The organism is Mycobacterium sp., assembly GCF_008709575.1.
Taxonomy (GTDB): Bacteria; Actinomycetota; Actinomycetes; order Mycobacteriales; family Mycobacteriaceae; genus Mycobacterium.
The window spans coordinates 33,378-46,553 of sequence record NZ_VYIK01000015.1 but is presented as its reverse complement, the minus strand read 5'-3'; the positions used below and the strand labels follow the sequence as shown (position 1 = coordinate 46,553).

The window sequence follows — 13,176 nt, the reverse complement described above, 5'->3', positions numbered from 1 at the left end:
CTGCGCGATGCTGGGCACCGCGACGTCGTCGACCGCGGTGACCGGCCCGCCCAGCAGCATCGGCGCGATGTAGGCCAGGATGCGGTCGACCGCGCCGGCCCGCAGGAACGCCCCGGCCAGCCTCGGCCCGCCCTCCAGCAGCACGTCGGTGCGATCCGACAGCGCCTTGAGCACCTCGGCCGGGTCGTGGGTGCGGATCAGCATCGTGGGCGCGTCGTCGTTGAGCACCTTGGCCTCGGCCGGGATTTCGCGTTTTCCCACCACCACGCGCAGCGGCTGGCGATCCGCCAGGCTGCCGTCGGCTCGCCGGGCGGTCAGCGCGGGATCGTCGCGGAGCACGGTGCCGGTGCCCACGACGATCGCGTCGACGGTCGCGCGGCGGCGGTGCACGTCGGCGCGGGCGGCTTCGCCGGTGATCCAGCGGCTCGAGCCGTCGGCGGCCGCGCTGCGCCCGTCCATGCTGGCGGCGTATTTCCACGTCACATGCGGGACCCCGGTGCGTTGCTTGTGCAGCCATTCGCGCAGCGGCCCGGCGGCCACCAGATCGGCCTGCACCCCCGTGATGACCTGCACGCCGGCGGCCGTCAGGCGTGACGCGCCGCCGGCCGCGATCGGGTTCGGGTCGGCGACGGCGTAGACCACCGCCGCGACGCCGGCATCGAGCAGAGCGTCGACGCACGGCGGGGTTTTGCCGTGGTGGTTGCACGGCTCGAGGGTCACCACCGCGGTGCCGCCCGCGGCCAGGGTGCCCGCCCGCCGCAGCGCCACCACCTCGGCGTGCCCGCTGCCGGCCGGTCCGGTGCCGCCCACGCCGACGACGCGCCCCTCCCGGTCCAGGATCACCGCACCCACCGGCGGATTGGGGTAGGTCGTGCCCTTGACCAGTTCGGCGTGCTCGACAGCCAGCCGCATGGCGGCGTCGTAGTCCACCGCGGCGGGAATGCTCATGGGCTCAGCGGGCTCATAGGCGCAGGCGGGTGGACGCGGCGGCCGCCCGGCGCCGCAGCTCCTCGACCGCGCCGGCCGGGTCGCGGGCGCCGTAGACGGCCGAGCCGGCCACGAAGCAGTCGACGCCGGCCTCGGCGGCCGCCTCGATGGTGTCGGCGTTGATACCGCCGTCGATCTCGACCAGGATCGTCAAGTCGCCGGAGTCGATCTTGGTGCGGATGGCGCGGACCTTGCCCAGTACCTCCGGGATGAATTCCTGGCCGCCGAACCCGGGCTCGACCGACATGACCAGTAACGTGTCGAAGTGTTTGAGGATGTCCAGATAGGGCTCCAACGGAGTGCCGGGTTTGATGCCCAGGCCAGCCTTGGCGCCGGCGGCGCGGATGTCGCGGGCGACCGCGACCGGGTTGTCGGTCGCCTCGGCATGGAAGCTGACGTTGTAGGCACCAGCCTCGGCGTACGGCGGCGCCCAGCGGTCTGGGTCCTCGATCATCAGATGGCAATCCATCGGCAGGTCGCTGGCGGCCAGCAAGCTTTGCACGACCGGCAGGCCGATGGTCAGGTTCGGCACGAAATGACCGTCCATCACGTCGACGTGCAGCCAGTCGGCGCCCTCGACCGCCGCGGCTTCCTCGGCCAGCCGGGAGAAATCGGCGGCCAGGATCGACGGAGCTATCATCGGCCGCTCGGTGGTCGCGGACATGAAACGAGCCTACTGTGACCGGACTTCGAGCGCCGCGGCGAACATGGCGTCGGTGCCGTGCCGGTGCGGCCACAGCTGGACGTAGGGGCCCTCGCCCAGCTCCCCGGCCGGCTCGAACCATGGCCGGGCGTCCAGCGCGGCAACCGGATGACGGCGCAGCGCATCGGCGACGATGCCGACCGTCTCGGCCAGATGCGGCGAGCAGGTCGCATACAGCACCACGCCGCCGGGCCGGGTCAACGCGATGGCCGCGCTGAGCAATTCGCGTTGCAGGGCGGTCAGCGCCGGCAGGTCGGCGGGCCGGCGCCGCCAGCGCGCCTCGGGCCGACGGCGCAGCGCGCCCAGGCCGCTGCACGGCACGTCGACCAGCACACGGTCGAAGCCCGGCTGCAGCCCGGTCCGTCGCCCGTCGAGCGTCAACACGTCCACCGGCAGCCCGCCGGTGTTGGCCGCCACCAGCTGGGCCCGGTGTGCCGACGGCTCCACCGCGGTGACTCGCGCTCCGCGGTCGGCGCCCAGCGCGGCCAGCAACGCCGTCTTGCCGCCCGGCCCCGCGCACAGGTCCAGCCAGCGCCCGGCGTCGTGAGCCAACGGCGCCAACGTCAGCGCGCGGGCCACCAGTTGGCTGCCCTCGTCGCAGACCAGCGCCAGGCCGTCGCGCAGCGCCGGCAGCCTGCCCGGATCGCCGGCCGGCAAGTACACCGCGTACGGCGAATACCGGCCTGGGCTGCCGTGCACCGCCTCGGCCAGCGCTGCGGCGGTCATCCGGTCGGGACGGGCGGCCAGATGCACCCGCGGGCGTTCGTCGTCGCTGGCCAGCACCGCCTCCAGCTCCCCGGCGGCCGCGCCCAGCGCGTCGGCGAATGCCTGTGCGATCCAACGCGGGTGGGCATGCACGAACGCGGCGTGGCCTATCGCGTCGACTGCCGGGTCCGGGGCCAGCTCCTCGACCCAGGAGTGCTCGTCGCGGGCGCTGATCGTCCTCAGCACGCCGTTGACGAAACCCGCACGCGCCGAATCGAATTCGATCGCCGCCTGTTCGACGGCGGTGGACACGGCGGCGTGCGCGTCGACCCGGGTGCGCAGCAGTTGGTAGCTGCCCAGCCGCAGCAGGTCGAGCAGCACCGGGTCGATCGCGTCCGGCGGGCGTTCGGCCGCCGCGCCGATCACCACGTCGAGCAGGCCGCGGGTGCGGCAGGTGCCGTAGGTGAGCTCGGTGGCGAAAGCGGCGTCACGGCCCGTGATCCCGCGTTCGCGCAGCAGTGCCGGCAGCGTCAGGTTGGCGTAGGCGTCCCGCTCGCTGACCGCGCGCAGCACGTCGAACGCTACTCGCCGCGCCGGGTCCAGCGGCCTGCGCCGCCGTTTTTCCCGACGCTGGGTCATGAGGCGCGCGACGCCGGATCCAGCCGGGCGCCGCGGGCCCAGTCGACCGCGTCCATCGATCTCTTTCCCGGCGCCTGGATTTGGCCCAGTCGCACCGGCTGCGAGCCGGTGCCGATCCACACGTGCTGACGATCCACGCGAATCTGGCCGGGTGACAACGTATCCGGACCCTCGACGTCGATCGACACCGGACCGAGTTTGACCCGCCGGTCACCGATCAGCGTCCAGGCCCCCGGGTTCGGGGTGACCGCGCGGATGCGCCGCTCGACCACCTGCGCCGGTAGGTCCCAGCGCACCCGGGCCGCGTCCACGGTGAGCTTGGGGGCGAGACTGACCCCGTCGGCCGGCTGCGGCACCGGGGTGAGCACGCCGTCGGCGATGCCGTCCAGGGTGGTGGCCAGCAACGCCGCACCCGACTCCGCCAGCCGGTCGAGCAAATCGCCGGCGGTGTCGGTCGGCCGGATCTCCTCGGTGACCACGCCGTAGACCGGGCCGCAGTCCAGGCCCGGTTCGATCTGGAAGGTGCTCGCCCCGGTGACCGTGTCGCCGGCGGCGATAGCGGCCTGCACCGGGGCGGCGCCACGCCAGGCCGGCAGCAGCGAGAAGTGCAAGTTCACCCACCCGTACCTGGGCACCGCCAGCAACTCCTCGCCGAGCAGCGCGCCGTAGGCCACTACCGGGCAGCAGTCGGGCGCCCACCGGGTGAGCTCGGCGACGAACTCGGGGCTGTTGGGCCGCGGCGGCCGCAGCACCGGAATCCCGTGCTCCAGGGCGAACCGGGCCACCGGCGACGGTTGCGGCCGGCCGCGGCGCCCCGAGACGGCGTCGGGCCGGGTGAGCACCGCGACCACCTCGTGACGGGGCGAATCGACGAGCCTCCGCAGCGCGGGCAGTGCCGGCTCGGGAGTGCCGGCGAACACGAGGCGCACCGGCACAGTCTAGGGAAGAGTTTCGCCAGGTGGGCTTGACAGCCACCGGGCCTGCGCACCATCCGGCCGCCAAGCCATGCGGTGGCATCGATCAGGATCACGAAACTGTTTGGAAATGAACCCAATTGCCTTCACCGGCGGCCACGGCAAACCCCGGGCAGAACTGCCGGTGCTGCACTCCGATCACCCTGCACGACAGGGACGGCCCAGGCGGGGCCGCCCGCGGCGTTGACGGGCGCTTTCCGGTATCGCCGGACCTCACGTCGGATCTCGACGCCGGTCACCGACTGGCCGCCGGTCGACGTTGCCCCACTTGATAATTGGTTGCCCCACTTGATAATTGACATAACCACCTGCTCAACCCCGCATCGGGCTCCTGATGCCGGGCGTCGTGCCGTATCTCACCACCGGCGCCACTGATAGCCAGATTTCGCTAGGCACCTCGCTGTCAGAAGAAATTTGCCCAGCTTCCTAGCCGTGCCCGCGTCCCCGAAATCCGCGTTTCTCATTTTGAGACCCGGATCACATCTGGCGCTAGCTACTCTACCGTTGCTCCGCATGCAGCAGTCAGAACCATCCCCTTGGAGAATGGAGTGCAAGCATGTTTGTCACGACTCACCCGGAAGCTTTATCGATGGCGGCTGGTGCGTTGAGTGCCATCGGCTCTGGGGTCAACTCACAAAACGCGGCAGCGGCGACTCCAACGACGGCGATCCTGCCCCCTGCAGCCGACGAGGTTTCGGCGCTGATTACCGCACAGTTCGTCGCTCACGCTCACCTGTATCAATCAATAAGCGCCCACGCTGCTGCGATTCACGAAATGTTCGTCAACACATTGGGTACCAGCGCGGGTTCATATGCAGCGACCGAGGCCGCCAACGCGGTCGCGACCGGCTAAGAAGGCTCAGAAAAAGGAAAGGGGGTCGGCCGAGGTTCTGGGCACATCAGGTGGATTTAGACAGTCCGACCAATAGCTTTTCTCCACCAGTCCAACGTCTTTGACCATGTCCTGGCGAGACGAAGTCTTACCGATCAAAGGAGTGTTTGATGGCCACTCGTTTTATGACCGACCCGAACGCCATGCGCGACATGGCGGGCCGGTTCGACATGCACGCCCAGACCGTCGAGGACGAAGCCCGCAAGATGTGGGCGTCCTCGGTCAACATCGCCGGGGCCGGCTGGAGCGGCACCGCGCAGTCGACCTCCTACGACACGATGGGCCAGATGAACCAGGCGTTCCGCAACATCGTCAACATGCTGCACGGGGTGCGCGACGGGCTGATCCGCGACGCGGCCAACTACGAAGCCCAAGAACAAGCCTCCCAGCAGATCCTGAGCAGCTAGGAGAAGATCATGTCGATCAACTACCAGTTCGCCGACGTCGACGCGCACGGTGCGACGATCCGCGCCCAGGCTGCGGCGTTGGAGGCCGAGCACCAGGCAATCATCCGTGACGTGCTGGCCGCCGGTGACTTCTGGGGCGGTGCGGGCTCGGCCGCCTGCCAGGAGTTCATCACCGCGTTGGGTCGCAATTTCCAGGTGATCTACGAACAGGCCAACGCCCACGGCCAGAAGGTGCAGACCGCCGGCAACAACATGGCGTCCACCGACTCCGCCGTCGGCTCCAGCTGGGCCTAGGCCGGCCCCGAATATCCGGCGCACCTGGTCCGCCAAGAAGGGACTCATCATGAGCAAGCCCGTTGCCACGCCGGAATTCACCGGCACCAGCACAGCGTTGATCCACGTGTCGCAGGTGTTGCGTCGCCCCGTTCTGACCCCGTCCGGTGAGGCGGTAGGCCGTGTCGAGGACATCGTCGTTCGGCTGCGCGGCGCACATACCTACCCGCTGGTGACCGGTGTGGTGACCGCGGTCGGTGGCCACCGGGTGTTCGCCGGGAGCAGATCCATCAATCGGCTTGGCCCGGACTGGGTAACGCTGAGGCGCAGTCAATTCGACTTGCCCCGATTCGAACGTCGTCCCGGTGAAGTGCTGCTGCAGTCCGATGTCCTCGGAGACCGGCTGATCGACGTGGCCGCAGGGGAATTGGTGCGCGTCTACGACATCGAACTTGAAAAACGCGCAGGCGAGTGGGTGTTGGCGCGGTTGGACAGCCGGCGTCCGCCCCGGTTGTTCGCGTTGCTGAAGACGCCCTGCGGCCAGGCCGCTCGCGACTGGAAGGCCTTCGAACCATTGACCGGACACGGTCAGTCGTTGGCTTTGCGGCGCGTGTCCGGGCGGGTCGCCGCGCTTGATCCCGGGCACATCGCCGATCTGCTCGCCGGAACCGACAGCGCAGAAGCGCGGCAAAGCCTCGGCCTTCTCGACGACATGTCCGACGACGAGGTCGCTGCGCTGCTCGGCCGAATGCGCGCCGACGACGCCGCCGACACGCTCATCGACCTGCGCCCGTTCCGCCGCCGGCGGGTTATCGACCTGATGCCCGGGCAAGCCTGTCTCTCAATGCTGAACCTGCTCGGTTTCAATCCCGGCAGTGCCGGGGAGACGATGACCGTCGACGTCGTGTCGTGCGGTCCCGGTGCTACTGTGCGCGAGGCGCTCACCGTCGTCGGCACGGCGGTGACGGTGCAGCCGGCCGCACTGGCACAGATTCATGTCCTCGACCACACCGGGCGGCTCGCCGGTGTGGCGCCGGTGGTGACGTTGTTGCAGTCACGCCCCACAGACATGGTTGCAGCACTGATGGATTCGGATCCAATCCGGGTAAGTCCGGATGCCGATCTGGCCGACGTCGCGGTGCTGATAGCCGACAACGGTCTACGCACCGTCCCGGTCGTCGACGACGAGGACCGCCTGTTGGGCGTCGTCACCATCGACGACGTTCTCAAAGCTGTCATCCCCGACGACTGGCGCCGACGGGCAGCCGGACCAGGCGCCGTGCCCGAACCGGTTTCGCTGATCGGCCAGCCGATGTCTGGCGTCGATCAAGGAGATGACCTGCGATGACCGCGGTCGACCCCACGACTGTCGGCACTACAGCGCCGGCATCGCTGCACACCGCGCTGCTGGACCATGCCGACACTGGTCACATCGAAGGAGCTTTCGGTCGAATCAGCATTGGCCACAATGATTTTCCCCGAACACTGAAGGTCCGAATCGGTGCTCTGATGGCGATTGCGGGCCCTGGTTTGATCGTCATGGTCGGCGATAACGACGCCGGCGGGGTGGCCACCTACGTGCAGGCCGGCCAAAACTACGGCTATTCGCTGCTGTGGGTGTTGTTGCTGTTGATCCCGGTGCTGATCGTCAACCAGGAGATGGTGGTTCGGCTCGGCACGGTCACCGGAGTCGGACACGCCCGGCTGATCAACGAACGCTTCGGTCGCGGCTGGGGCGCCTTCTCCGTCGGCGACTTGTTCCTGCTGAACTTTTTGACACTGATCACCGAATTCATCGGGATCACGCTGGCAGCCGACTACCTGGGCATCTCCCGCTACGTCGTCGTCCCATTCGCCGCCATCGCGTTGATCGCCATCATGACCACCGGCAGCTTCCGCCGCTGGGAACGCGCGATGCTGATGTTCGTGGCGATCACGCTGCTGCAAATTCCCATGGTGTTGATGTCGCATCCGGATTGGGCGCAGGCGAGCAAGGCTTTCGTCACCCCCGGTGTAGCCGGCGGCGTCACCTCGGATGCGTTGCTGTTGGTCATCGCCATGGTCGGGACCACGGTGGCGCCCTGGCAGCTGTTCTTTCAGCAGTCCAACATCGTCGACAAGCGCATCACGCCGCGCTTCATCGGCTACGAACGGTTGGACACCACGTTGGGAGCGTTCGTCGTGGTGATCGGGGCGGCGGCCTTGATGATGACCGGCGACTGGGCCGCTCGAGTCACCCACAGCCGGGGGCGCTTCATCGACGCGGGCGTGCTCGCACATCTACTGGGTCAACACAACCCGGTCCTCGGTTCGGTGTTCGCAATCGTGTTGCTCGACGCCTCCATCATCGGCGCCGCGACGGTGACCCTGGCCACCAGCTACGCGTTCGGCGACGTTTTCGGCCTCAAACATTCGCTCAACCGCGGCTTCGCCGAGGTCAAACCGTTCTACCTGTCCTACACGGCGATGGTGGTGATCGCTGCTGCAGTGGTGCTTTTCCCCGGTGCGCCGCTGGGGTTGATCACCACCGGCGTCCAGGCCCTGGCGGGGCTGTTGCTGCCCAGTGCCACCGTCTTTTTGCTCCTGCTGTGCAACGACCGGGAAGTCCTGGGTCCCTGGGCGAATCGGCCATGGCTCAACGTCGTGGCCGGCATCATCGTCGGCGCGTTGCTGCTGCTGTCGGGAATCCTGATGGCGACCACCGTGTTCCCCCATCTCGACATCGTCTCCGTCGCCGACGACTTCGCCGCCGGGTGCGCCGGCTGCGCCGCGATCATCGGAATCACGTTGTGGTGGTTCGCCCGCCGGCAGCCCAAAGCAACGATGCCCGAGCAGCTGTTCCGCCAGTTCAGAAAGGGGGAGCGGGGCAGCTGGCGGATGCCGCCCCTGGCTCTGCTGGAGCCGGCCACCTGGTCGGTCGGAACTCGGTTGGGCATGGTGGTGCTGCGCGGCTACCTCGTCGTCGGAGCGATCCTGCTGGCGGTTAAAGCCATTCAACTCGGCAATGCCTGACGGCGGCTGGCCGTCCCCCGGTATTCGGCGTCAAATCATGCGGAGGAATCAATCGTGAAGATCACAGCACTGGCCTCGACACCCGTCGCGGGAGCCGCGCTGGCCGCGGCGATCGCGCTCGCCGCAGCCGCGGCTGCGGATCCCGCCGCCGGCAGCGACGACGACTTCCTCGCCGCTCTCCGGCAAGCCGGCATCACCTACCACACCGCACCCGAAGCCGTTGCGGTCGGGCGGGCGGTGTGCGGGTTGATGGATGCCGGTACTCCCGGCGTCGCCGCTGTCCGGCAAGTGGAGAAATCCAACCCGGGATTCACCCTCGTCGGCGCCGCCAAGTTCGCCGTGATCGCGGCGGACAACTATTGCCCCGAACATCTCGACGGTGGTGATGACGACAGCGCTTTCGGCGGCGCCGGGTCGCTGCAGGCCGCGGTGGCCGGCGGCGCAGGACACTGAGGGGATGCGCGCCGCGGGTTCGATGCGAACCGCGTAGAGATGGCGGGCGATTGGGCTGATTTCTCGATCCGATCGTCGCGGGGTGCCGCAACGTCACGCCACCTGGTTGGTGCGCGAAAGCCTCCGCCACAACCTGCACCGACGCGGACATCCCTGGTTTCTCCGTCGTCGTCGGACTCGGCCACACTGGAACCGACATCGTGACGAGACCGGGAGCAGGCTATGCAGACGCTGAGCATCGCTGATTTCGTCCTGCGCCTGGGCGTCGGGCTCGGGTGTGGTGCGCTCATCGGGATCGAGCGACAGTGGCAGGCGCGGCGAGCCGGTCTGCGTACTAATGCGCTGGTGGCGACCGGAGCGACGTTGTTCGTTCTCTACTCGGTCGCCGCCAACGACACCAGCCCTACCCGGGTTGCGTCCTATGTGGTGTCCGGAGTCGGATTTCTCGGCGGAGGAGTCATCCTGCGGGAGGGATTCAACGTCCGAGGGCTCAACACCGCGGCGTCGCTGTGGTGCTCGGCGGCGGTCGGCGTGCTGGCCGCCGGCGGGGACTTGATGTTCGCGCTGATCGGCACCGCTGCGGTCATCATGATCCATTTGCTGGGCCGGCCGATCGGCCGCTTGATCGACCGCGACAACGTGGTGGAAGAGGACGAGGACGACCAGCCGTACCAGCTGCAGCTGGTGTGCCGCCCCAAATCGGAAAAGTATGCCCGCGCCCAGATCGTGCAGCGCACCCGGAGCAACGACTTCGTGCTGCGCGGAATCCACACCGAGCGGGCGGGCGAGGACAGCCTCGCGTTGACCGCGTACCTCCTGAGCGACGGACACGCGCCAACCCGGCTTGAACAGCTGGTCGCGGAACTGTCCCTGCAGGAAGGCGTTCAGACGGTGCACTGGTATGCCGGCGATCAGGACGAACCGATGCCACCGGTGGCGCGGCCGGGCTAGTGGTCCCGCCGACACGGCCGCCGTGCTTGGGTGCTACAGCCGGCCCGTCATAAAGTTTCGGTGTGAATGCCGTCGCGGATTTCCTCTCCATGCTACCGGCGCAGATGCGTGACCCGGTGTTGTTCGCTATCCCGTTCTTCCTGCTGCTGCTCGCCATCGAATGGACAGCGGCACGTAAGCTCGACCGCATCCAGGGATCGGGGCGGCCGGCATCGGGTGCCTACCTCACCCGCGACGCATGGGCGAGTATCTCGATGGGGCTGGTCTCGGTGGTCACCACCGCCGGCTGGAAGTTCCCGGCGTTGCTCGGCTATGCCGCGATCTACGCCTATCTGGCGCCATGGCATCTGCCCGCCACCCAGTGGTACACGTGGGTCATCGCGATCCTCGGTATCGACCTGTTGTACTACGGCTACCACCGCATCGCCCATCGAGTGCGGCTGATCTGGGCCACCCATCAGGCACACCACTCCAGCCAGTACTTCAATCTCGCCACCGCGCTGCGCCAGAAGTGGAACAACAGCGGCGAGATTCTGATGTGGGTTCCGTTGCCCCTATTGGGAATTCCGCCGTGGATGGTGTTCGTGAGCTTCTCGATCAACCTGATCTACCAGTTCTGGGTGCACACCGAGCGGATCGACAAGCTCCCGCGGCCATTCGAGTTCGTCTTGAATACGCCATCACATCACCGGGTGCATCATGGGATGGATCCGCAATACCTGGACAAGAACTACGGCGGGATTTTCATCGTCTGGGACCGGCTGTTGGGCACCTTCCAACCCGAGATATTCCGCCCGCATTACGGGCTGACCAAGCAGGTCGACACGTTCAACATCTGGCTGCTGCAAACTCACGAATACCTGGCGATCGTCCGCGATCTGCGCTCGGCGACACGGCTGCGCGACCGACTGGGCTACGTTTTCGGACCACCCGGCTGGGAACCTCGCACGACCGGCCGCCGCGAAGCTCTGACATCGGCGCAGTGAGCACGGACTGGTTGGGCGAGCCGAACCGGACTCCAACACGGGGCCTGGGCGCTGATAGCCGGACGCCGGAGCCGACGACGGCGCCATCAGCAACTCTGATCCGGTCCGACCGGGGCAGGCGCTGATCATCTCGCGGTCTTCGTCTGCGAAGCTTGAACCGCTGACTGCATCAGCCGGCCGGCGCCACGCCGGCCCTGACCGATCGGAGTGACCGGTGGCCCGCCCAGCATTGTGCATGTTCGCCACGACGGTCGGCGCCACCGTACTGGCCGCTGGGATGGGCCCGACGGCCAAGGCTGATCAGGTGGTGGTGTTTCCCGGTATGGAAATTCACCAAGCGGGTCATCTGTGCACGTTGGGGTATGTCGACCCCGTACGACGGGTAGCGTTCACCGCCGGTCATTGCCACGGTGACGGGCCCGTGACCGACGAGGACGACCACGTGATCGGCACTTCCGCGACGTTTCGGGCCAATACCGCCGACGGCGCCCCGGTGGCCGCCGATCAGTTTGTCGCCGATTACGAGTCGATCGTGCTGGCCGACGACGTCACGCCCAACAACGTGCTGCCCGGCGGGCGCGTGCTGGAATCGATCCCGGGTGTGGTCGCCCGACCGGGCGAGCCGGTCTGTCATTTCGGCATCGTCACCGGCGAAAGCTGCGGAACTATCGCGAGTGTCAACAACGGCTGGTTCACCATAGGTCACGGTTTCACGAGCGAAAAAGGCGATTCCGGCGGACCGGTGTATGTGGTCAACGGCCCTGGCCGTGCCGCGATCGTGGGCTTGTTCAACAGCATTTGGGGCGATTTCCGTACCGCGGTGTCGTGGCAGGCGATCGCGCAGCAGGTGGCCGAGGACGTTCAGGGGGCAAGCCCCGGCGCCGCCCCGGCCTCGTGATCGGGTCGGCCGGCATCCGTGAGGGCGAAAATCGGGATAGCCGGCGCGGCGGCGCGCAACTCTGGCTCGCCGCAATCCGGAGCAAGGCCCGCAACGTGCCCCTTGACCTGCCAATACCACCGGTCCAGGTAGCGCCGCAGCAGATCGGGCTTGGCAGCGTCGGCCACCTCGGTCGCGCGCCGGCGCCGGCTGCGCCAGCGCGGGCCGACCTCGACGACACCGGCGGCTCGGACGTTGCGCACCCACTGGGTGCGGCCCCGCGGTGACACCAGGTAATCGACGCCCTCGACGGTCAACACGTTGACCACCACACCGCGACGTTTCCCGCTGGTGCGGCCGCGGACGCGAAGTGCCCGGGTCCCGGCGATGCTGACCCCGGCTTCGGCGAGCCCGCGACCGACCGCAGTACCGACGCGGGCAACCCGGCCGGGCCGGTCATAGCGCATCGACATCGCACATCCTTCCGGCCCAAGGCCGACACAAAGAGAGCGGCGCTCTCGTTGGACATGACCCTGGCACGGTGCAGCCGAAAAAGCAAGAGCACTGATCTCTTGGGTGCCAGACTTGGCCAGATGGGCACACGCCACGCAACGCGTGCGCGCATCGAGGCGCAGATCCTCGAGCTCGGCCGGCAGCACCTGGTTGACCGCGGGGCGGCCGGGCTGTCGCTCCGCGCGATCGCCCGCGACCTGGGCATGGTGTCGTCGGCGGTGTACCGGTACGTGTCCAGCCGCGACGAGTTGCTGACCCTGCTGCTGGTCGACGGTTACTGTGACCTCGCCGATGCCGTCACCCGGGCCCCACAGGCCGTCGTCTGGAGCGACGACGTCGTTGCGATCGCGCATGCTGCCCGGGCGTGGGCTCTGGCGAATCCGGCCCGCTGGGCACTGCTGTACGGCAGCCCCGTGCCCGGTTACCACGCCCCGGCGGACCGAACGACCGGACCCGGCACGCGGGTGATCGGCGCGCTGTTCGACGCCGTCGCCGCCGGAATCGAGACCGGCGACATCAGGTTGACCCATGACGTCGCGGCGCCACCGGTCTCGACAGACTACGACCGGATTCGCCGTGAATTCGGTTTCCCCGGTGACGACCACGTCATGAGTGCCTGCTTCACGATCTGGGCCGGAGTGGTCGGCGCGATCAGCCTCGAGGTATTCGGCCACTACGGCCCCGACACGCTCAGTGATCCCCAAACCGTGTTCGACAGCCAGATACGCCTGCTGGTCGGCCTGCTCACACAACACTGACGCCGACGCCATCACCTCGAATTCCTGCAAGATTCGGGCCGGGATT

15 protein-coding genes are annotated in these 13,176 nt (G+C 67.9%); 10 read left to right on the top strand and 5 right to left on the bottom strand.

Going from position 1 to position 13,176, the window contains the following annotated elements:
- From ribD to fmt, 4 genes are all read right to left on the bottom strand, one after another.
- Window positions 1-948: bifunctional diaminohydroxyphosphoribosylaminopyrimidine deaminase/5-amino-6-(5-phosphoribosylamino)uracil reductase RibD (gene ribD, locus F6Q13_RS05285; RefSeq protein WP_293053256.1), on the bottom strand; the 948-nt coding region annotated here is incomplete at its 3' end.
- 13 nt (window positions 949-961) lie between these two features.
- The gene (gene rpe, locus F6Q13_RS05280; protein WP_293053253.1) at window positions 962-1,651 is read right to left on the bottom strand and encodes a ribulose-phosphate 3-epimerase; all 690 of its coding nucleotides are present in this window, start codon (window positions 1,649-1,651) and stop codon (window positions 962-964) included.
- 9 nt (window positions 1,652-1,660) lie between these two features.
- Window positions 1,661-3,034, bottom strand: a complete 1,374-nt coding sequence (locus F6Q13_RS05275) for an RsmB/NOP family class I SAM-dependent RNA methyltransferase (RefSeq protein WP_293053250.1) — start codon at window positions 3,032-3,034, stop codon at window positions 1,661-1,663.
- A complete protein-coding gene (fmt, locus tag F6Q13_RS05270) occupies window positions 3,031-3,963 on the bottom strand; it encodes a methionyl-tRNA formyltransferase (protein ID WP_293053247.1) in 933 nt (310 codons plus the stop codon). Before fmt ends, F6Q13_RS05275 begins: the two co-directional genes overlap by 4 nt.
- Before the next feature lie 601 nt (window positions 3,964-4,564).
- Between fmt and F6Q13_RS05265 the strand changes: the two genes are divergently transcribed.
- The 9 genes from F6Q13_RS05265 (at window position 4,565) to F6Q13_RS05225 (ending at window position 11,880) form a co-directional block, all read left to right on the top strand.
- Window positions 4,565-4,861, top strand: a complete 297-nt coding sequence (locus F6Q13_RS05265; RefSeq protein ID WP_293053244.1) for a PE family protein — start codon at window positions 4,565-4,567, stop codon at window positions 4,859-4,861.
- Window positions 4,862-5,010: 149 nt separating this feature from the next.
- Entirely contained in the window at window positions 5,011-5,307 is a 297-nt protein-coding gene (locus F6Q13_RS05260) for a WXG100 family type VII secretion target (protein ID WP_293053241.1), read from the top strand.
- Between the two features lie 9 nt (window positions 5,308-5,316).
- Window positions 5,317-5,601 (top strand): WXG100 family type VII secretion target, encoded by a 285-nt coding sequence (locus tag F6Q13_RS05255; RefSeq protein WP_293053238.1) that lies wholly within the window; start codon window positions 5,317-5,319, stop codon window positions 5,599-5,601.
- Window positions 5,602-5,650: 49 nt separating this feature from the next.
- Complete coding sequence (locus tag F6Q13_RS05250; RefSeq protein ID WP_293053232.1) at window positions 5,651-6,928, top strand: CBS domain-containing protein; 1,278 nt, start codon at window positions 5,651-5,653, stop codon at window positions 6,926-6,928.
- Window positions 6,925-8,592: an NRAMP family divalent metal transporter gene (locus tag F6Q13_RS05245; RefSeq protein ID WP_293053229.1), complete on the top strand. Its 1,668-nt coding sequence runs from the start codon at window positions 6,925-6,927 to the stop codon at window positions 8,590-8,592. The genes F6Q13_RS05250 and F6Q13_RS05245 overlap by 4 nt, the downstream gene beginning before the upstream one ends.
- Before the next feature lie 54 nt (window positions 8,593-8,646).
- Entirely contained in the window at window positions 8,647-9,045 is a 399-nt protein-coding gene (locus tag F6Q13_RS05240; protein ID WP_367141098.1) for a DUF732 domain-containing protein, read from the top strand.
- Window positions 9,046-9,267: 222 nt separating this feature from the next.
- Window positions 9,268-9,996: an MgtC/SapB family protein gene (locus F6Q13_RS05235; protein ID WP_293053226.1), complete on the top strand. Its 729-nt coding sequence runs from the start codon at window positions 9,268-9,270 to the stop codon at window positions 9,994-9,996.
- A 62-nt stretch (window positions 9,997-10,058) separates the two neighbouring features.
- Window positions 10,059-10,982 carry a sterol desaturase family protein gene (locus F6Q13_RS05230; protein WP_293053223.1) on the top strand — a complete coding sequence of 308 codons (924 nt, stop codon included), beginning with the start codon at window positions 10,059-10,061 and terminating at the stop codon, window positions 10,980-10,982.
- Window positions 10,983-11,217: 235 nt separating this feature from the next.
- A complete protein-coding gene (locus F6Q13_RS05225; RefSeq protein ID WP_293053357.1) occupies window positions 11,218-11,880 on the top strand; it encodes a hypothetical protein in 663 nt (220 codons plus the stop codon).
- On the opposite strand, the gene F6Q13_RS05220 is transcribed toward F6Q13_RS05225, so the two are convergent.
- The gene (locus F6Q13_RS05220; protein WP_293053220.1) at window positions 11,844-12,332 is read right to left on the bottom strand and encodes a nitroreductase/quinone reductase family protein; all 489 of its coding nucleotides are present in this window, start codon (window positions 12,330-12,332) and stop codon (window positions 11,844-11,846) included. The genes F6Q13_RS05225 and F6Q13_RS05220 overlap by 37 nt on opposite strands.
- 120 nt (window positions 12,333-12,452) lie before the next feature.
- On the opposite strand from F6Q13_RS05220, the gene F6Q13_RS05215 reads away from it, so the two are divergent.
- Complete coding sequence (locus tag F6Q13_RS05215) at window positions 12,453-13,130, top strand: TetR/AcrR family transcriptional regulator (protein WP_293053217.1); 678 nt, start codon at window positions 12,453-12,455, stop codon at window positions 13,128-13,130.
- Window positions 13,131-13,176: the final 46 nt, after the last annotated feature.

Bases quoted from the DNA above. Each gene is read 5' to 3' on its own strand.
- rpe (WP_293053253.1), bottom strand. From the start codon at position 1,651: ATGTCCGCGACCACCGAGCGGCCGATGATAGCTCCGTCGATCCTGGCC.
- F6Q13_RS05275 (WP_293053250.1), bottom strand. From the start codon at position 3,034: ATGACCCAGCGTCGGGAAAAACGGCGGCGCAGGCCGCTGGACCCGGCG.
- F6Q13_RS05265 (WP_293053244.1), top strand. From the start codon at position 4,565: ATGTTTGTCACGACTCACCCGGAAGCTTTATCGATGGCGGCTGGTGCG.
- F6Q13_RS05260 (WP_293053241.1), top strand. From the start codon at position 5,011: ATGGCCACTCGTTTTATGACCGACCCGAACGCCATGCGCGACATGGCG.
- F6Q13_RS05255 (WP_293053238.1), top strand. From the start codon at position 5,317: ATGTCGATCAACTACCAGTTCGCCGACGTCGACGCGCACGGTGCGACG.
- F6Q13_RS05250 (WP_293053232.1), top strand. From the start codon at position 5,651: ATGAGCAAGCCCGTTGCCACGCCGGAATTCACCGGCACCAGCACAGCG.
- F6Q13_RS05245 (WP_293053229.1), top strand. From the start codon at position 6,925: ATGACCGCGGTCGACCCCACGACTGTCGGCACTACAGCGCCGGCATCG.
- F6Q13_RS05235 (WP_293053226.1), top strand. From the start codon at position 9,268: ATGCAGACGCTGAGCATCGCTGATTTCGTCCTGCGCCTGGGCGTCGGG.
- F6Q13_RS05225 (WP_293053357.1), top strand. From the start codon at position 11,218: ATGTTCGCCACGACGGTCGGCGCCACCGTACTGGCCGCTGGGATGGGC.
- F6Q13_RS05220 (WP_293053220.1), bottom strand. From the start codon at position 12,332: ATGTCGATGCGCTATGACCGGCCCGGCCGGGTTGCCCGCGTCGGTACT.
- F6Q13_RS05215 (WP_293053217.1), top strand. From the start codon at position 12,453: ATGGGCACACGCCACGCAACGCGTGCGCGCATCGAGGCGCAGATCCTC.